Source organism: Micromonospora cremea (genome assembly GCF_900143515.1).
In the GTDB taxonomy this organism is placed as follows: domain Bacteria; phylum Actinomycetota; class Actinomycetes; order Mycobacteriales; family Micromonosporaceae; genus Micromonospora; species Micromonospora cremea.
This window is the reverse complement of sequence record NZ_FSQT01000001.1, coordinates 1805123-1821982: the sequence shown is the minus strand read 5'-3', so window position 1 is coordinate 1821982 and position 16860 is coordinate 1805123. Positions and strand designations below refer to the sequence as shown.

General features: G+C 74.3%; 20 protein-coding genes and 1 tRNA gene. 17 read left to right on the top strand and 4 right to left on the bottom strand.

Annotated features, from left to right (window positions below):
- Position 1: 1 nt before the first annotated feature.
- The 8 genes from BUS84_RS08370 (at position 2) to BUS84_RS08340 (ending at position 7850) form a co-directional block, all read left to right on the top strand.
- The gene (locus BUS84_RS08370; protein WP_074312318.1) at positions 2-1129 is read left to right on the top strand and encodes a 4Fe-4S dicluster domain-containing protein; all 1128 of its coding nucleotides are present in this window, start codon (positions 2-4) and stop codon (positions 1127-1129) included.
- 227 nt (positions 1130-1356) lie between these two features.
- Positions 1357-2304: an NrfD/PsrC family molybdoenzyme membrane anchor subunit gene (nrfD, locus tag BUS84_RS08365; RefSeq protein WP_425293445.1), complete on the top strand. Its 948-nt coding sequence runs from the start codon at positions 1357-1359 to the stop codon at positions 2302-2304.
- 38 nt (positions 2305-2342) lie between these two features.
- A tRNA-Sec gene (locus BUS84_RS38170) sits at positions 2343-2438 on the top strand.
- Between the two features lie 22 nt (positions 2439-2460).
- Positions 2461-3765, top strand: coding sequence for an L-seryl-tRNA(Sec) selenium transferase (gene selA, locus BUS84_RS08360; RefSeq protein WP_074312316.1), 1305 nt, complete (start codon positions 2461-2463; stop codon positions 3763-3765).
- A gap of 2 nt (positions 3766-3767) precedes the next feature.
- Entirely contained in the window at positions 3768-5522 is a 1755-nt protein-coding gene (gene selB, locus BUS84_RS08355; protein ID WP_074310245.1) for a selenocysteine-specific translation elongation factor, read from the top strand.
- Between the two features lie 495 nt (positions 5523-6017).
- The gene (locus tag BUS84_RS08350; protein ID WP_074310239.1) at positions 6018-6215 is read left to right on the top strand and encodes a hypothetical protein; all 198 of its coding nucleotides are present in this window, start codon (positions 6018-6020) and stop codon (positions 6213-6215) included.
- 83 nt (positions 6216-6298) lie between these two features.
- On the top strand, positions 6299-7576 hold the full coding sequence (locus BUS84_RS08345; RefSeq protein WP_074310237.1) for a hemolysin family protein: 1278 nt from the start codon (positions 6299-6301) through the stop codon (positions 7574-7576).
- An 88-nt stretch (positions 7577-7664) separates the two neighbouring features.
- A complete protein-coding gene (locus BUS84_RS08340) occupies positions 7665-7850 on the top strand; it encodes a hypothetical protein (protein ID WP_074310235.1) in 186 nt (61 codons plus the stop codon).
- A 6-nt stretch (positions 7851-7856) separates the two neighbouring features.
- Here the strand turns inward: BUS84_RS08340 and BUS84_RS08335 are convergent, their stop codons facing one another.
- Positions 7857-8504, bottom strand: a complete 648-nt coding sequence (locus tag BUS84_RS08335) for an HhH-GDP family DNA glycosylase (protein ID WP_074310233.1) — start codon at positions 8502-8504, stop codon at positions 7857-7859.
- 134 nt (positions 8505-8638) lie between these two features.
- Here BUS84_RS08335 and BUS84_RS08330 point away from each other — a divergent pair, with 134 nt between their 5' ends.
- Complete coding sequence (locus tag BUS84_RS08330; protein ID WP_074310231.1) at positions 8639-8845, top strand: hypothetical protein; 207 nt, start codon at positions 8639-8641, stop codon at positions 8843-8845.
- Here the strand turns inward: BUS84_RS08330 and BUS84_RS08325 are convergent.
- From BUS84_RS08325 to BUS84_RS08315, 3 genes are all read right to left on the bottom strand, one after another.
- A complete protein-coding gene (locus BUS84_RS08325) occupies positions 8842-9318 on the bottom strand; it encodes a hypothetical protein (protein WP_074310229.1) in 477 nt (158 codons plus the stop codon). The genes BUS84_RS08330 and BUS84_RS08325 overlap by 4 nt on opposite strands.
- Positions 9315-9527, bottom strand: a complete 213-nt coding sequence (locus BUS84_RS08320; RefSeq protein ID WP_074310227.1) for a phosphatidylethanolamine-binding protein — start codon at positions 9525-9527, stop codon at positions 9315-9317. Before BUS84_RS08320 ends, BUS84_RS08325 begins: the two co-directional genes overlap by 4 nt.
- Before the next feature lie 71 nt (positions 9528-9598).
- Positions 9599-10480, bottom strand: coding sequence for a universal stress protein (locus BUS84_RS08315; protein ID WP_074310225.1), 882 nt, complete (start codon positions 10478-10480; stop codon positions 9599-9601).
- 115 nt (positions 10481-10595) lie between these two features.
- Here BUS84_RS08315 and BUS84_RS08310 point away from each other — a divergent pair, with 115 nt between their 5' ends.
- From BUS84_RS08310 to gcvH, 8 genes are all read left to right on the top strand, one after another.
- Positions 10596-11342, top strand: coding sequence for an SAM-dependent methyltransferase (locus BUS84_RS08310; RefSeq protein ID WP_074310223.1), 747 nt, complete (start codon positions 10596-10598; stop codon positions 11340-11342).
- A gap of 80 nt (positions 11343-11422) precedes the next feature.
- Positions 11423-12601, top strand: coding sequence for a PP2C family protein-serine/threonine phosphatase (locus tag BUS84_RS08305; RefSeq protein WP_074310220.1), 1179 nt, complete (start codon positions 11423-11425; stop codon positions 12599-12601).
- 56 nt (positions 12602-12657) lie between these two features.
- The gene (locus tag BUS84_RS08300; RefSeq protein WP_074310218.1) at positions 12658-13122 is read left to right on the top strand and encodes a MarR family winged helix-turn-helix transcriptional regulator; all 465 of its coding nucleotides are present in this window, start codon (positions 12658-12660) and stop codon (positions 13120-13122) included.
- A 295-nt stretch (positions 13123-13417) separates the two neighbouring features.
- Complete coding sequence (gene clsA, locus BUS84_RS08295; RefSeq protein WP_074310216.1) at positions 13418-14050, top strand: cardiolipin synthase ClsA; 633 nt, start codon at positions 13418-13420, stop codon at positions 14048-14050.
- 68 nt (positions 14051-14118) lie between these two features.
- Positions 14119-15021 carry a DUF881 domain-containing protein gene (locus BUS84_RS08290; RefSeq protein ID WP_074312314.1) on the top strand — a complete coding sequence of 301 codons (903 nt, stop codon included), beginning with the start codon at positions 14119-14121 and terminating at the stop codon, positions 15019-15021.
- The gene (locus BUS84_RS08285) at positions 15018-15350 is read left to right on the top strand and encodes a small basic family protein (RefSeq protein ID WP_007460356.1); all 333 of its coding nucleotides are present in this window, start codon (positions 15018-15020) and stop codon (positions 15348-15350) included. Before BUS84_RS08290 ends, BUS84_RS08285 begins: the two co-directional genes overlap by 4 nt.
- 11 nt (positions 15351-15361) lie before the next feature.
- Complete coding sequence (locus BUS84_RS08280) at positions 15362-16360, top strand: DUF881 domain-containing protein (RefSeq protein ID WP_074312312.1); 999 nt, start codon at positions 15362-15364, stop codon at positions 16358-16360.
- A gap of 60 nt (positions 16361-16420) precedes the next feature.
- Positions 16421-16801, top strand: coding sequence for a glycine cleavage system protein GcvH (gene gcvH / locus BUS84_RS08275; protein WP_074310214.1), 381 nt, complete (start codon positions 16421-16423; stop codon positions 16799-16801).
- Positions 16802-16860 lie beyond the last annotated feature (59 nt).

Genomic DNA, 16860 nt, shown 5'->3' with positions numbered 1-16860 from the left:
GATACCTGACCCGAACAGCCTGTACGGACCGCTGGACCCGGCGCCGGACGCTGGTTGGTCATCTGCGCCGCCACGGATGGGGTTCTTCACCGACACCAGCGTCTGCATCGGCTGCAAGGCGTGCGAGGTGGCCTGCAAGGAGTGGAACGGGGTGCCCGGCTCCGGCCTGGACCTGCTGGGCATGTCGTACGACAACACCGGCGCGCTGACCGCGAACTCGTGGCGGCACGTCGCGTTCATCGAGCAGCCCCGCCCGGCCGGGCGCCGCACGCCACCGTTCGCGGGGACGCCGACCGACGGTCCGGTCAGCGCGGCGTCGGCGGCCGTGGCGGCTGGCACCGTCGAGCGCACCGGCACCGATCCGGGAGTGCCGACCGGTGCACCGTCGGCCGCCGCCCGGATGGCCGCAGGCGGGACCGCCGACGTGCTCGGCGACCCGATCGCCGCCGGCCCGGGCGGCACAGACGACGGCGGTCCGGGCGGTGGCGGCCCGGGGCCGGAGTTCCTCGGCATGCCGGGTACGCAGCCGCCGGGTCGGGGCACCGGCGCGGAGGGGCGTACGGATTTCCGTTGGCTGATGATGTCGGACGTGTGCAAGCACTGCACGCACGCCGCGTGTCTGGACGTGTGCCCGACGGGTTCGTTGTTCCGGACCGAGTTCGGCACGGTGGTGGTGCAGGAGGACATCTGCAACGGCTGTGGTTACTGCATCTCCGCCTGCCCGTACGGGGTGATCGACCAGCGTAAGGATGATGGTCGGGCGTGGAAGTGCACGCTGTGCTACGACCGTCTCGGCGCCGGGATGACCCCGGCGTGTGCGCAGGCGTGCCCGACGGAGTCGATCCAGTACGGGCCCCTCGACGAGCTGCGGGAGCGGGCCGCGACCCGGGTGGCGACTCTGCACCAGCGTGGGGTGCCCGAGGCGCGGTTGTACGGACACGACCCGAACGACGGCGTCGGTGGTGACGGGGCGTTCTTCCTCCTGCTGGACGAGCCGGAGGTGTACGGCCTGCCACCGGACCCGATCGTGACCACCCGCGACCTGCCGAAGATGTGGAAACGCGCCGGCCTCGCGGCCCTCGCCATGGCGGCGGCCACCGTCGCCGCGTTCGTCGGAGGTTCCTCGTGAGTCCGCACCGCCCCGAGGTGGGCGACCTGTTCCGCCGCTTCCGTGACCGGCTGGCCGCCGACGGGGCCGACCGGTTGGGCGTCCCGGCCCGGCCGGAGGCGAGCATCCACGGCGCACCGGCCGACGCCCGGGCCGACGTGACCTCGCAGCCGCAGCGGAACGCCGAGCACACCGGCCGGCGGGCGGGCCGGCGGGGCGGTCGTCGCGGCGGCGGCGAGGAGCTTCGGGTGCCGGAGGCCGAGTTCACCTCGTACTACGGCCGGCCCGTGCTGAAGGCGCCGGTCTGGAAGTGGGACATCGCCGCGTACCTGTTCACCGGCGGGCTGGCCGCCGGCTCGTCGCTGCTCGCCGCGGGCGGGCAGCTCACCGGCCGACCGGCGCTGCGCCGGGCGGGCCGGGTTACCGCGCTGGCCGCCGTCAGCGCCAGCGCCGTCTTCCTGGTCAGGGACCTGGGCCGGCCGGCCCGGTTCCACCACATGCTCCGGATCGCGAAGCCGACCTCCCCGATGTCGATGGGCACCTGGATCCTCACCGCCTTCGGGCCGGCCGCCGGGGTCGCCGCGATCGCCGAGGCCGCCGGCTGGCTGCCCCGGCACGGGCCGCTCGGACTGGCCCGCCGGGCGCTGCCGCCGGTCGGGCACGCCGCTGGGCTGCTCGCCGCCGGCACCGCGCCCGCGCTGGCCACGTACACCGGGGTGCTGCTCGCCGACACGGCCGTGCCGTCGTGGCACGAGGCGTACCCGGAGCTGCCGGTCATCTTCGCGGGCAGCGCGCTGGCCAGCGGCGCCGGCGTGGGTCTGCTCGCCGCGCCGCCGGCCGAGGCCGGGCCGGCCCGCCGGATGGCGGTGGCCGGCGCGGCCCTGGAACTGTTCGGCGCGCACCGGGTGGAGACCCGCCTCGGCCTGCTCAGCGAGCCCTACCGGCAGGGTCGGCCGGGTCGGTTGCTGCGCGCCGGTCGACTGCTGACCATGGCCGGGGTGACCGGCGCGCTGCTCGGGCGGCGCAGCCGCATGGTCGGGGCGTTCTCCGGCGCCGCGCTGCTGGCCGCCTCGGTCGCGACCCGGTTCGGCATCTTCTACGGCGGCGTCGCCTCCGCCCGCGACCCTCGCTATACGGTGGTGCCGCAGCGCGAGCGGGTCGAGGCCCGGCGGACCCGGGGCGGATCTGTCACCTGACCGGGCGGCCCCGCCCGTGCTGTGATCGAATGTCCGATGGAGGCGTTCAGGCGGCTGGTGCCCCTCCCGGTCTTCAAAACCGGTGTGGTCCGGGACCCGGGCCAGGCGGGTTCGATTCCCGTCCGTCTCCGCCAACAGGCGGCAGGAGATGACGCGATGGCCGACGGCCCGGTGGACCCGCGACGTCGGGTGCCCCGCACCGACACGCTGCTCGCCGACCCCCGGTTGGCGGCGGCCATCGCCACGCTCGGCCGGGACCGGGTCAAGGCGGTCGTCAGCCGGGCGCAGGAGCGGGCCCGTCATGGCGAGATCGGCCCCGACGAGGTCCGTGACGCCGCCGTCGCCGCGCTGCCGGCGCCCGGCCCCCGCGCGGTGCTCAACGCCACCGGCGTCGTGCTGCACACCAACCTGGGCCGGGCGCCGCTGTCACCCACCGCGGTCGCCGCGATCGTGGCCGCCGCCGGACACACCGATGTGGAGCTGGACCTGAGCACCGGGCGGCGCGCCCGCCGCGGCCGCGACGCGCTCGACGCGCTCGCCGCCGCCGTACCGGACGCGGGCGCCGTGCACGTGGTCAACAACGGCGCCGCCGCCCTGGTGCTGGCCGCCACCGCCTTGGCCGCCGGCCGGGAGATCGTGGTCAGCCGAGGTGAGCTGGTCGAGATCGGTGACGGTTTCCGCCTGCCCGACCTGCTGGAGAGCACCGGCGCCCGGCTGCGGGAGGTGGGCACCACCAACCGCACCACGCTCGCCGACTACGCCGCCGCGCTCGGCCCGCAGACCGGCTTCGTGCTCAAGGTGCACCCGTCGAACTTCCAGGTCACCGGCTTCACCTCAGCCACCCCGGTACGGCAGCTGGCCACCCTGGGCGTGCCGGTGGTCGCCGACATCGGCTCCGGGCTGCTCGCCCCGGATCCACTGCTGCCCGACGAGCCGGACGCGGCCGGCAGCCTGCGCGCCGGCGCCACGCTGGTCACCGCCAGCGGCGACAAGCTGCTCGGCGGCCCGCAGGCGGGGCTGCTGCTCGGCGACGCCGAGCTGGTCGACCGGCTGCGCCGCCATCCGCTGGCCCGGGCGCTGCGCGTGGACAAACTCACCCTGGCCGCGCTGGCCGCCACCCTGCACCACCCGGACACGCCGACCCGGGCCGCGCTGCACGCCGACCCGGGCACCCTGCGTCAGCGGGTGGAGCGGCTGCGCGACCGGCTCGGCGCGGACGGCCGCAAGGCGGAGGTGGTGCCGGCGGTCGCCGTGGTCGGCGGCGGCGGCGCCCCCGGCGTGGAGCTGGACTCGTGGGCGCTGAGCCTGCCCGAGCGGTACGCCGCGCCGCTGCGCACCGGGGAGCGGCCGGTGCTCGGCCGGGTGGTGCGTGGCCGGCTCCTGCTCGACCTGCGCTGCGTACCCGCCGCCGACGACGAGGCGGTCCGGGCGGCCGTGCTGCGCGTACCCGGGGACGACTGACCGTGTTCGTCGTCGCCACCGCCGGGCACGTCGACCACGGCAAGTCGACCCTGGTCCGGGCGCTGACCGGAATGGAGCCCGACCGGTGGGCCGAGGAACGCCGCCGGGGGATGACCATCGACCTGGGCTTCGCCTGGACGACCCTGCCGTCCGGTGGGACGGTCGCGTTCGTCGACGTACCCGGGCACGAGCGGTTCGTGCCGAACATGCTCGCCGGGGTCGGCCCCGTGCCGGCGGCGCTGATCGTGGTCGCCGCCGACGAGGGGTGGATGCCGCAGTCCGCCGAGCACCTGGCGGCGCTGGACGCGCTCGGCGTCGCGTACGGCCTGGTGGCGGTTACCCGCGCGGACCTGGCCGATCCGGGGCCCGCGACGGCCCGGGCGCTGGCCGAGATCGCGGCGACGAGTCTCGGCGCGGTGGAGACGGTGCCGGTCAGCGGGCTGACCGGCGCCGGGCTGCCGGAGCTGCGCGCCGCCCTGGACCGGCTCGCCGCCCGGCTGCCGGCCCCCACGGTGGACGATCCGGTCCGGCTCTGGGTCGACCGCAGCTTTACCGTGCGGGGCAGCGGCACCGTGGTCACCGGCACCCTTGGCGCCGGCCGGCTGCGGGTCGGCGACGAGCTGGAACTGGCCGGCAGCGACGAACCGGTCCGGGTCCGCGGCCTGCACTCGCTCGGCCAGGCCCGGCCCGAGGCGGCGGCGGTGGCCCGGGTGGCGGTCAACCTGCGCGGCACGCCCCGCCACCGGCTCGGCCGCGGCGACACGCTGCTCACCCCGGGCCGGTTCCACCGCACCGACCTCGTCGACGTCCGGCTCACCGGCGACCCGGCGGCCGACCTGCCGGCCACCCTCACCCTGCACGTGGGGTCGGCGGCGGTGCCGGTACGGGTCCGCCCGCTCGGCCCGGACACCGTCCGGCTCCGGCTGGCCCGCCCGCTGCCCCTGCTGGTCGGCGATCGGGCGCTGCTGCGCGATCCGGGCCGGCACCACGTGGCCGGCGGGGTGCGGGTGCTGGACGTGGCACCGCCACCACTGGCCCGCCGTGGCGCCGCCGCCGCCCGCGCGAAGGTCCTCGCCGACCTGGACGGCCGGCCCGACCTGGCCGGGGAACTGCGCCGCCGCCGGCTCGTCCGGGCCGGCACGCTGATCCGGATGGGTGTGCCGGTGCACGCCGCGCCGGTGGCGGGTGACTGGCTGGCCGACCCTGGGCACTGGCGGCGACTCGGCGACCAACTGACCGAGGAGGTCGCCCGCCACGCCCGGGAGCACCCGCTGGAGCCGGGCATGCCGGTGGACGCCCTGCGCCAGCGCCTCGCTCTGCCCGACCGGGTGCTGGTCGAGGCGCTGGTCCGGCCGCCGCTGCGGATCCACGCCGGCCGCGTCGGTGCGGCGAGCGCCGGCGCGCTGCCCGAGCCGGTGGCGCGGGCCGTGCAGCGGGTCCGCGCCGAGTACGCCGACCGACCGTTCCGCGCTCCGGAAGCCGACCGCCTCGTGGCACTGGGCCTGGGCCCCCGGGAGATCGGCGCCGCGGTGCGCGCCGGCGCGCTGCTGCGGCTGGCCGACACCGTGGTGCTGCTGCCCGACGCGCTCGACGACGCGGTCCGGGTGCTGGCCGGGCTGCCCCAGCCGTTCACCCTCTCCGCGGCCCGGCAGGCGTTGGACACCACCCGCCGGGTGGCCGTGCCCCTGCTGGAGCTGCTCGACCGTCGGGGCGCGACCCGCCGGCTGCCCGACGACGCCCGGATCGTCGTCACCTGAGCGGACCGTCCGCCACGCGCACCGCAGGCCCCTGTTCGGGTTCGGGAAGCCCGAGCCGACGGTTGACGCCATGTGATGCGACGGGGGGCGCCGCTCACCCGGGTCGTGGCCTTTGCTCTGCTTCAACCGGCGCAACACTGACGGTCCGTCATCCTTGCCGACGCCGTCTCGGCTGCCTTGGTTTGGCCTTTCCTACTCTTCAACAGTGCGTCCTGTTAAGCAGAGCAAAGGACGCGCAGACGGCACGGCTGGTGGCACCCGAGTCCGACGCCGCGTCACGGAGACATGGCCGATGCGGGCAGATTACGCCGAGTGCACTGCCGCGCAGGATCAAGGCGTGATCACGAGCTGACGGGATTGCGCCGCTGCGACGGTGAAGGGATGGCCCAGCTGTCCCCGTCGCGGCCGTTCGGCGGCCGGTGGTGCTACGTCGCTGACGCGGTGGTGCCGGGCTAATGGGCATCCGGGGCGGCTACGGTCACCTACGGTGACGCCATGGACCCTTCGGCGGTCTGGCGGGACCGGCAGCACCGGTGGCGGATCGAGGCGTACCGCGCCCCGGACCTGCGGTTCGCCATCTACGCCACCAACGGCCCCACCGAGTCCGCCCCGCTCTGGCTGTTCGGCATGTCGGCCCTGGCGCGGTGGCTGATGACCCACGCCATCTCCCTGGACGACCTGGAGAACGACTGAGCCGTGGCCGGCCGGCCGAAAACCGGACCCACGGTCGGCCCCGCTGCGGTTGAGTGGCCTCAGGCGGTGGACGGGGGTACGCGATGGGCGCCCAGCTCGGGCAGTTGGTGCTGGTGGCCGTGCTCATTCTGATCAACGCCGCGCTCTCCGGCAGCGAGATGGCGCTGGTGACGCTGCGCGAGGGGCAGCTGCGGCGGTTGGGCCGGCGGAGCCGCTCCGGCGACCGGCTGGTGCGGCTCTCCCGCGACCCGAACCGCTACCTGGCCACCATCCAGCTCGGCATCACCCTGGCCGGGTTCCTCGCCTCGGCGGCGGCCGCGGTGTCGCTGGCCGAGCCGCTGGTCGCCCCGCTCGGCTTCCTCGGCGCGGCGGCCCGCCCCACCGCGGTGGTCCTGGTGACGGTGGCGCTGACCTTCGTCACCCTGGTGATCGGGGAGCTGGCCCCCAAGCGGTTGGCCATGCAGCGCGCGGAACGCTGGGCGCTGCTCAGCGCCGGCCCGCTGGACCTGCTCGCCCGACTGTCCCGGCCGGCGGTGTGGCTGCTCAGCCGGACCACCGACGCCGTGGTCCGGCTCGCTGGCGGCAATCCGAAGGCCAGCCGCGAGGAGACCACCGAGGAGGAGTTGCGGGAGATGCTGGTCAGTCAGCGTGGCCTGTCGGCCCAGCAGCGGGAGATCCTCACCGGCGCGTTCGACATCGCCGGACGGACGCTGCGGGAGATCCTGGTGGCCCGGCGGGAGGTGACCACCCTGCCGGCCAGCCTGGCCGCCGCCGAGGGTGTCCGGCGGCTCGCCGGCGCTGGACGGTCCCGCGCGCCGGTCACCGGTCCGGGCGGCCTGGACGAGGTGATCGGCGTGGTGCACATCCGTGACCTGGTGCGGGCCGGCGACGGCACGGTGGGGGAGCGTGCCCGCCCGCCGCTGCTGCTGCCGGTCACGCTGCCGGTCTCCGACGCGCTGCGCCAGCTTCGCCTGGAGCACCAGCAGCTGGCCCTGGTGGTCGACGAGCACGGCGGCATCGACGGCATGGTCACCCTGGAGGACCTGCTGGCGGAGGTGGTCGGCGAGTTGTACGACGAGACCGACCGGGACGTCCGCGAAGTCATCCGGGAGCCGGACGGGGCCCTGCTGGTGCCCGGTGACTTCCCGCTGCACGACCTGCCCGACCTGGGGGTCCGGTTGAGCTTTCCGCTGTCGCGGGAGTACACGACGGTGGCCGGGTTGGTGCTGGCCCGACTGCGTCACCTGCCCGGCGAGCCGGGGGAGACCGTCCGGCTGCCCGGGCTGACGCTGGAGGTGGTGGAGGTCGCCGGCCGGGCGGTCCGCCGGGTGCGGCTACGCGGGTTCACCGCCGAGCCCTGACGGCGCGGTGTTCCGGGACGCCACCCGGACGGGGGACAACCCCGCCGATTCCACGCGCAGCGGATCTGCGCCGCATACGGTGCGATATGTGAAGGACCGAGGGTTTCGTAAGTTCGTCACGGTGCTGGCCGGTCTCGCGGTGATCTACTTCGGCACCGCCGGCCGCAGCCCCGAGGAGGGCCGGGGCATCTCCGGCGGGCTGGTGGTGCTGGCGTTGCTCGCCGCGCTGCTGGTGTGGCACCTGACCCGGCCGGGCGACAAGACGGTGAAGTGAGCGGCTTCAGCGGGCGGCGCGGGTGACCTCACTTGCGGACTCCTCGCCGAGCGCCACCCGTACCAGCGCCGAGGCGAGCCGCCCGAAGTCCGGCTCGTCGACCAGCCCGGCCAGCCCGTCCGGTGAGCCCGGCAGGCCCAGCCGCTTCGCCCCGGCCAACGCCCGGCGGTCGGCGTACGGGCGCAGGTCGGACCAGACCGTCTGCGCCTCGCGCAGGTAGATGTCCGCCCCGGTGGGCCCGATGCCGGGAAACTCGGTGAGCCGGCGGCGCAGTCCGGCCGGATCACCCCGGGCCTCCCTGTGCAGCCGCCGCAGGTCGCCGTGCCAGCGGTCCAGGCAGAGCCGGGCGCCGGTGCCGAGCATGGTGGCCGTCCGCTCGTCGTAGCGGCGGTAGTGGCCCCTGCCCAGCGCGTCGACCCGCTGCTGCCAGGTGGCCGCCTCCATCGCCTGCGGCGTGCGGTAGCCGGCCGCGAACAGTTCGCGGGCGGCGTCCATCGCCACGCAGGCCCGGATCCGGGTGCTCAACAGGGTGGCCAGCACCAGCAGTTGGTACAGCGGCCCGGGTCGGTCGGAGAGCCGGATGCCGGCGTCCTCCGCGTAGGTGCGGCTGCTCCGTTCCAGCAGAACCTGCGCCACGGTTCGGTCGTTGCCCACGTCCGGTGGGTACCCACGACTCCGCCGCCTAGCCCTTTCGACGGTGAGCGGGTGCGGAATGCCGCCGGGTCGGGCGGGTATGCCTGCGGTGGAGGCGGTCAAATGCCGCCTGCCGTACCCGGAGGGAGACACCCGTGGTCAACCCGCAGCAGGAGGAGTTCCGGCGCAACGCCAAGGGAGCCACCAGTCAGGACAGCAAGGGGCCCAAGCCGACTGGGCACCCGCTCAACCGTGGTTCGTCTCGGGGAGACGAGGGTCGGCCGGTGCCCAAGGGTCAGGTGTCGCCGTACGGTCCGGCGGGTGAGCCGATCGCCGAGGATGACAGCGACAACCGGGTCTAACGACGGCGAGCTGACGGCCGCCGCAACCTGTTCCAGGTGGCGGCGGCCGTCAGTCCGTACGCCATGTGGGGCGCGACGTCGGAGATCCAGTCGGCGCGCCGCCAGGTGCGCGGGTCGCTGATGCCCAGCGCGGTGATGGACCCGTCGGTCATCGCCATCACGCCGGTGCCGAGCACGCCGGTGGCCATCGGCAGCGGCTGCCGCCGGCCCCGGGCGTAGAGCGCGAACGCGACGCCGGCGGCGATACCCAGTCCGTAGCCGACCAGGGCTCCGAGGCCCGAGCGGCGGTTCGCCGCCGGGGCCCCGGATCCCAGGTCCACGTGCGCGATCCCGGCCAGCCGGTCGACGGTCTGCTCCGGGGTGCTGCTCGCCGGCCGGGCCCGCAGGGCCATGTCCAGGTAGCTGACCACGTTGAGTGCGGTGCTGCCGACGGCGCCCGCGATGGCGCCGTCGGCCAGGTCGGCCCTCCTCACTTCGGGTCGCCTGGTTCGCGCTCACTCTTGGGGCCGTACGTGCGCTCGCCGCGCACCACGCCCCGTTGACCGCGATCCTCCTGCAGGATCCGGTTGGCGACCTGGTTGGCCTTGGCGTCGGGCACCCGCCGTCCGGACTCGTCGATCGCGTTGCGGATCCGCGCCCGCTGCTTGTCGTAGGCGTTACTGCCCGGCCGTGGTCCTGGCATCTGCTGCCTCCTTCGTCGCCGTTGGCGTACCGCGACCGTCTACCCGTCTGGCAGTGGGCCAACCCCGGGGGTCAACGGGGTCCGCGGACCACGGCGACGGGGCACCGGGCGTGGTGCAGCACCGACTGGCTCACCGACCCCAGCAGCAACCCGGTCACCTCGCCGCGCCCCTGCCCGCCGACGACCACCAACTGGGCGGACTCGGACGCCTCGGCGAGCACGGCGCCGGCCCGGCCGTGCACCGACCGCCAGGTCAGCCGCAGCCCCGGACAGCGCTCGGTCAGTCCGGCCAGCGACTCGGCGAGCACCCGATCCTCCTCGCCCTGCAGCCGCGCCTCGTCGTACACCAGGGGCTGCATGTCGCCCGGGCCGGTGCTCGCCGGGTGTCGGTAGGCGTGCACCGCCAGCAGCGGCACGCCCCGCGCCACGGCGGCCTCGGCGGCGAACTCGGCGGCGAGCCGGGACGCCGCCGAACCATCCATGCCGACCAGCACCGGCTCGTCGGACCGTTCCGCGCCGCGGGCCACCAGCACCGGGCAGTCGGCGTACGCGGCGACCTGCACCGCCACCGAGCCGAGCACCAGCGAGGCGAATCCGCCCAGCCCCCGGCCGCCGAGCACGATGAGCGCGGCGGTGGGTGATTCGCCCACCAGCACCGCGGCGGCCTCGCCGTCGATGATCTCGCCGGAGATCGTCAGCCCGGGTGCGGTGGCCTGGGCCTCGGCCACCGCGGCGGCGACGAGTTCCTCAGCCTGGTGGCGCAGACCGCCGCCGGGTGGCGCGTCCGGGGCGGGGGAGACCGGCACGTGCAACAGCGGCCAGATGAACCCGTGCACCACGCGAAGCGGCCGGTGTCGGCGGGCGGCCTCCGTGGCGGCCAGGCGGACCGCGCGCAGGGACGGCTCCGAGCCGTCCACGCCGACCACCACCGCCGCGCTGTTCGCCGAGTTCACCGGGCACCTCCCGCCGGGGCCAGTATCGCGGCCGGGGACGGCCCGGCGGAGCGATACCGCCCAGAGCCTCCGGGTCGGTACGCTGGCGACGACCAGCCGGGAGGGAGCGTCGTCGATGGGTGAACCGGACCAGCCGAGCACGGCCCGCGTGATCGACTTCTGGCTCGGCGGTGATCACCACTTCCCGGTCGACGTGGCCGCCGCGACCGCGTTCGAGCAGGCGTACGGGCCGCGCGCGCCGGTGTTCCGGGAGCTGCGGGCCTTTCTCGGCCGGGCGGTGCGGGCCATCACCGAGCAGGGCGTCGACGGGTTCCTGGTCTTCGGCGCGGGAGTGCCCACGATGGGCAACGTGCACGAGGTCGCCGCCGAGGCCACCGTGCTCTACACCGACGTCGACCCGGTCACCATCCGGCTGGGGCAGCGCATCCTCGCCGGCAGCGACCGGGCCGGCTACGGCTACGGTGACGCCACCGACATCGGCACCGTCGACCCGGCGCAGCTGCACCGCTTCGTCCCGGGCTGGGGCCGTAGGCCGGTCGGGGTGATCTTCCTCGGGCTGGCCGCGTTCCTCGACGACGACACGCTGGCCCGCACCCTCGACGAGCTGTACGACGCCGCAGCGCCGGGCAGCATGCTCGCGGTGGACTTCGACACCGAGGAGCTGGCCGATCATCCGGAGGCGCTGGCGATGATGGGGCCGGCCTTTCGGATGCGCGCGCCGGCCGCGTTCGCGCCACTGCTGGGTCGGTGGACGCCGACGACGGACGGCATCGTCCCGGTCAGCCGGTGGCGGCCGGACGGCCCGCCGGCATCGGTGCCGGACGCGTTCCACGGCGTGTTGGCGACCCGCGGCACCGACTGACCCCCACGACCGCGCCGACGGCCTGTCCGTGGGCGTCCGTATGATGCTTGCCCTGTAGCAAGCTTCTGGAGAGGACGACCATGGTGGACGCGCCGGACGTGGTGTCGCGTGCGCTGCGCGAGGCCCCGCCCGACCAGCTGGCGGAGGCCGCGGACCGGGCGATCCGCTCGACGCTGGGGGCGGTGCGCACCGACGTGTTCGTCGCCGACTACCGGATCAGCGGGCTCTGGCCGGTGCTGGACCCGGACCTGCCGGCGGCCGGCTTCCTGGCCTGCCACACCGTGGCGCAGCGCTGTTTCAGCAGCCAGCAACCGGTACGCGACGCCGCCAATGAGGGCCCGTGCCGGCTCTACCTGCCGCTGACGGTGTGGGGGGAGCGCCTGGGCGTGCTGCTGATCGAGCTGCCGGCCGTACCGGGCCCGGCCGTCACCGGTGTCGCCGCGGACATCGCCGGTGCCCTGGCGATGGCGATGCGGGCCGCGGAGCGCGAGACCGACCGGTACCGCCAAATCCGACGCCGCGAGCGGCTGAGCATGGCCGCCGAGATGCAGTGGGACCTGCTGCCCGGGCGCAGCGTGGCACACCGCGCGTTCCATCTGGCGGGCCAGCTCGAACCGGCGTACACCGTCGGTGGAGACCACTTCGACTGGTCGCTGGACAGCGACCGGCTCACCGTGACGGTGCTCAACGGCGAGGGCAGCGGGCTGGCCGCGTCGCTGCTGACCGCGGTCACCGTGAACGCGATGCGCAACGCGCGCCGCTCCGGCGGCGGCCTGGTGGAGCAGGCGGAACTGGCCTCGGACACGGTGTTCTACCAGCACCGGGGTCGCCGGCACGTGGCCACCCTGCTGCTCGAGCTGGACACCGGCACCGGGCGAGTACGGGCCGTCGACGCCGGTTCGCCACAGATGTTTCGGCTGCGGGGCGCGGCCGTCGAGCCGCTGAAGCTGGAGCAGCAGCTGCCGCTGGGCATGTTCGCCGAGACCCGCTACGAGCTGCAGGAGTTCCAGCTCGAGCCGGGGGACCGCGTCTTCGTGGTCAGCGACGGGGTATGGGCCGCCGAGCCGGTGGGCCGGGAGCCGTACGGGCAGCGGATGATGACCCGTTCCCTGCGCGCCACGCGGTTGCAGCCGGCGACCGAGGCGGTTGGTACGGTGATGCGCGAACTGCATGCCTACCACGTGGACTCCGATCTGCGCGACGATGCCGTCGTGGTCTGCCTGGACTGGCACGGTCCGCGCGAACGGGACGGCGGGTGAGAGTCGCCGCCGCTCCACCGGGCGGGCATCAGCGCGACGACGGCAGGGGACATCGGGTGGAGCGACCTGCGGATCTCGCCTCGGCGATCGACACGGCAGCCGAGACGCTGATCGCCGTGCTCGAGTCGGCGGCGTCGCGACACCCGGTGCCGCCGACCCAGTTGCGGGTCCTGGCGCTGATCAGCAGCCGGGCGGAGACCAACGTCAACCGGTTGGCTGAGCTGTTGGACGTGGTGCCCTCCTCTGCCAGCCGCCTCTGCGACCGGCTGGAGGCGACCGGGCTGCTCCGCAGGGTGGCCGATCCGCGCGACCGGCGCGAGGTGCGGTTGGTGCCGACCGCCGCCGCACAGACCCTGCTGCGAGAGCTGGCCGAACGGCGGCAGCGTGCGGTACAGGTCGTGCTGGACCGGATGCCGCCGCGCGTGCAGCACGACCTGCTGCTCGCGCTGCTCGCGTTCGGTCGGGCGGCGACGCAGGCGGCGCCGGAGCAGCAGACCGACTCCGCGGTGCGCACCGCCTGACTCCGCGCCAAGTCCTTCCATCAGTATCCTAGGACGCTTTACGCGTGGTGATCCACGCCACAGTGCGGCAAAGCCGCACCGAACGGCCGGCGGCGGCACCCAGGGCGCGGGCGGAAGCCCGATATAGTGGCAGCGCACTCACCCGGCCCGTGATCATCGAGATCGCGGGCCGCGTCAGGGAAGAGGTCCCGTCCGGGGCCGCAGGGGAGCCGGCGGTGGCCGGCCCGACAGCGCGTACGACCTCCGCCACGTCCGACGTCGGCCGGGCGCCGGGGCGTGCCGCGGAGGAGGTTCGGTGTCGCGTCGGCCGGCTCGGGCAGAGCATCCGCGAGACACCGGTGACCAGACCCCCGGTGACCAGGTGCTCACCCTGCCCAACCTGATCAGCTTCGGGCGCCTGCTGGGCGTGCCGCTCTTCCTCTACCTGTTCCTGGTCGCCCGCGCCGACGTGGCGGCGATCGTCGTGCTGGCCATCGGTGGCACCACCGACTGGGTGGACGGCTGGATCGCCCGCCGGTTGCGCCAGGTCAGCAGGCTCGGGGAGTTGCTCGACCCGCTCGCCGACCGGCTCTACATCCTCGCCACGCTGATCGCCTTCACCGCCCGGGAGGTGGTGCCGTGGCAGTTCACCGCGGCGCTGCTGGCCCGGGAGTTGCTGCTGCTCGGTTCGCTGGCGGTGCTGCGCCGCTACGGGTACGGGCCGCCGCCGGTGCACTACGTGGGCAAGACCGCCACGTTCCTGCTGCTCGCCGCGTTCCCGGTGCTGCTGCTGGCCACCGCGTCGACCGGTGTGGCGACGGCGGCCGCCGCGATCGGCTGGGGGCTGGCCTGGTGGGGGCTGGTGCTCTACTGGGTGGCCGGCGGAATGTACGTGGTGCAGGCCGCCCGGCTGGTGCGCGCGGCACGAGGCCCGGGAGCGGCGGCGTGAGCGAGCGCAGCGAGCGCACCACTGAGCACAGCAGCGCGCCGCGGCCCAGGGGCAACCGGCCGGAGCGGGTGTACGCGCCGGACTTCCTCACCGAGCTGTTCCGCAACCCGCTCGACCCGGGCTACGCCGACGCGGCGGCCGCCAGGCGGTCGCGGCCGGCCGATGCGCCAAAGGGGTGGCGGGCCTGGCCGGCGCGTTCGGTCAGCCTGGTCGTGGTGGTGGTGCTGGGCTTCCTCTTCGCGGTCGCGTACCGGCAGACGATGGAGGACGAGCCGGGGCGCAGCCAGGCACGCTCCGGGCTGGTGGCGCAGATCAAGGATCGGGTGAGCGAGACCGACCGGCTCTCGACGCGCGCCGACGAGCTGCGCGAGGAGGTCAGCCGGCAGCGGGACGCGGCGCTGAGTGGTTCGGCCGCAGCGCGGTTGCGCAACCTGGAGGCGAGCACCGGGCTGGGTCGGGTACGCGGGGACGGCGTGGTGGTGCGGCTGGCCGACGCGCCGGGTAACCAGGACGCGGTGACCGGCGCGGGCGCGGGGCCGCCGCGGGTGCTCTACAGCGACCTGCAGGGGGTGGCGAACGCGTTGTGGAGCGCGGGCGCGGAGGCGATCGCCATCAACGGGCAGCGGTTGACCTCGACGTCGACGATCCGGTTGGCGGGTGAGGCGATCCTGGTGGACTTCCGGCCGGTGACCGGTCCGTACGAGGTGTCGGCGATCGGCCCGGGCTCGTTGCAGCGGCGGTTCGAGGACAGCCGGAGCGCGGCGCTGATGCAGGATGTCGCGCGGACGACGGGCTTGTCGTTCGGGGTGCGGGAGGCGGAGGACCTCACCCTGCCGGCCGCTCCGGAGCCGCAGCTACGCTACGCCAAGCCGTCGGTCAGTCCGAGCCCCTCCGCGTCGGTTGGCCGTTCCGGCAGTCCCGGGCCGTCCGGCTCGGGGCCGACCTCTAGCCCCTCCGGAGGTGGCCGATGATCGCGGTGCTGGCGTTGCTCGCCGGTGTGGTGCTCGGCGTGTGGCTCGATCCGACCGTGCCGGCGGCGTTGCAGCCGTACCTGCCGATCGCGGTGGTGGCCGCGTTGGACGCGGTGTTCGGTGGGGTGCGGGCGAAGCTGGACCGGATCTTCGACGACAAGCAGTTCGTGGTGTCGTTCATCTCGAATGTGCTGGTCGCTGGTCTGATCGTGTATCTCGGTGACCAGTTGGGGGTGGGCGGTCAGTTGTCCACCGGTGTGGTGGTCGTGCTCGGGGTGCGGATTTTCGGCAACGTGGCGGCGATCCGTCGGCACCTGTTCCGGGCGTAGGTTTGATGGCGATGAGCGACGAGCAGACCGAGACGGGTACCGGGTGGCCGCAGCCGGCGGGTCCGGTGCGCCCGGGTGGGCCGGCGGGTGAGCCGGATCCGCGGCCGGACGCGCCGGATCCGGACGAGCTGAGTCCGCTGGCGCCGCACGGGCCGGCGGAGGGTGAGCCGGAGCCGCCGGCTGAGGAGTCCGCGGTGGCTTCGGTCGACGAGGACGCGACGGCGGATTTGAGCGCGGTATCGCGGTCGGACGGGTCGTCGGGGCCGGCTGAGGAGCCGGTGGCGTCGGCGAGGTCGCTGGCGTTGGGTCGGTTCCGGTGGAGCACGGCCGGGGTGATGATCGTGGCGTTGTTGGCGCTGCTGGGCTTCACGCTGGTGGTGCAGCTCAAGACGACGTCGACGGATCCGACGCTGGGGGCGACGCGCCAGGAGGACCTGGTGCGGATCCTGTCGGACCTGGATGCCCGGGAGAACCGGTTGCAGCAGGACATCCGGGCGTTGGAGGACAGCCAGCGGCAGCTGCGCTCGGGTGAGCAGGGGCGGCAGGCGGCGTTGGACGAGGCGACGCGGCGGGCGGACGAGTTGGGCATCCTGGCGGGCACGTTGCCGGCGACGGGGCCGGGGTTGACCGTGCGGTTCGACGCTGGCGGCGGTAAGCCGATCTCGGCGAACCAGGTGCTGGACGCGGTGCAGGAGCTGCGGGGTGCCGGCGCGGAGGCGATGCAGATCTCCGGGAGTGATCGGGCGACGGCGCGGATCATCGCCTCGACGTACTTCCTGGACGGGGAGAACGGGTCGTTGGTGGTGGAGGGGCGTCGGTTGGTGGCGCCGTACACGATCACGGTGATCGGTGACCCGGCGACGATGCGCACGGCGTTGAACATTCCTGGTGGGGTGGTCGCGTCGGTCCAGGGTGTCGGCGGTAACGTGACCGTTGAGGAGCGTGGGGTTGTCGAGGTTTCGGCGCTGCACGCGCCGATCAAGCTGGAACACGCCCGTCCGGTCTCCTGACCGGCGCGGCCGCGCCGGGCCCGGGTGGTCCGGGGCACCGATGGATGAAGGACGCGTCTGGTGATTCCCGAGGATCTGCGATACACCGCCGAGCACGAGTGGGTGGCGGGTGACGGCACCGGTTCGGTCCGGGTCGGCATCACGCACTTCGCGCAGGACGCGTTGGGTGACATCGTGTACGTGCAGTTGCCCGAGGCGGGTGCTGTGGTGGCCGCCGGTGACTCGTTGGGTGAGATCGAGTCGACCAAGAGCGTGTCGGAGATCTACGCGCCGGTGGCCGGTACGGTGGCGGCGCGCAACGAGGCGCTGGGTGACACGCCTGAGCTGATCAACACGGAGCCGTATGGCGAGGGTTGGTTGGTGGAGATCACCCCGAATGATCCGACTGCGGTGGACGGGTTGCTGACGGCGGGCGCGTACCGCAAGATCACCGAAGGCTGAGTGTGCTTGATCCGGTGCGTGCGATGTCTGCGCGCGTCCGGTTGCCCTGCATTTCGGCG

Excerpts from the sequence above, each read along its gene's own strand:
- BUS84_RS08305 (WP_074310220.1), top strand. The coding sequence starts at position 11,423 with ATGGTGGACGCGCCGGACGTGGTGTCGCGTGCGCTGCGCGAGGCCCCG.
- BUS84_RS08285 (WP_007460356.1), top strand. The coding sequence starts at position 15,018 with ATGATCGCGGTGCTGGCGTTGCTCGCCGGTGTGGTGCTCGGCGTGTGG.
- BUS84_RS08345 (WP_074310237.1), top strand. The coding sequence starts at position 6,299 with ATGGGCGCCCAGCTCGGGCAGTTGGTGCTGGTGGCCGTGCTCATTCTG.
- BUS84_RS08320 (WP_074310227.1), bottom strand. The coding sequence starts at position 9,527 with ATGCCAGGACCACGGCCGGGCAGTAACGCCTACGACAAGCAGCGGGCG.
- BUS84_RS08310 (WP_074310223.1), top strand. The coding sequence starts at position 10,596 with ATGGGTGAACCGGACCAGCCGAGCACGGCCCGCGTGATCGACTTCTGG.
- BUS84_RS08350 (WP_074310239.1), top strand. The coding sequence starts at position 6,018 with ATGGACCCTTCGGCGGTCTGGCGGGACCGGCAGCACCGGTGGCGGATC.
- selA (WP_074312316.1), top strand. The coding sequence starts at position 2,461 with ATGGCCGACGGCCCGGTGGACCCGCGACGTCGGGTGCCCCGCACCGAC.
- BUS84_RS08280 (WP_074312312.1), top strand. The coding sequence starts at position 15,362 with ATGAGCGACGAGCAGACCGAGACGGGTACCGGGTGGCCGCAGCCGGCG.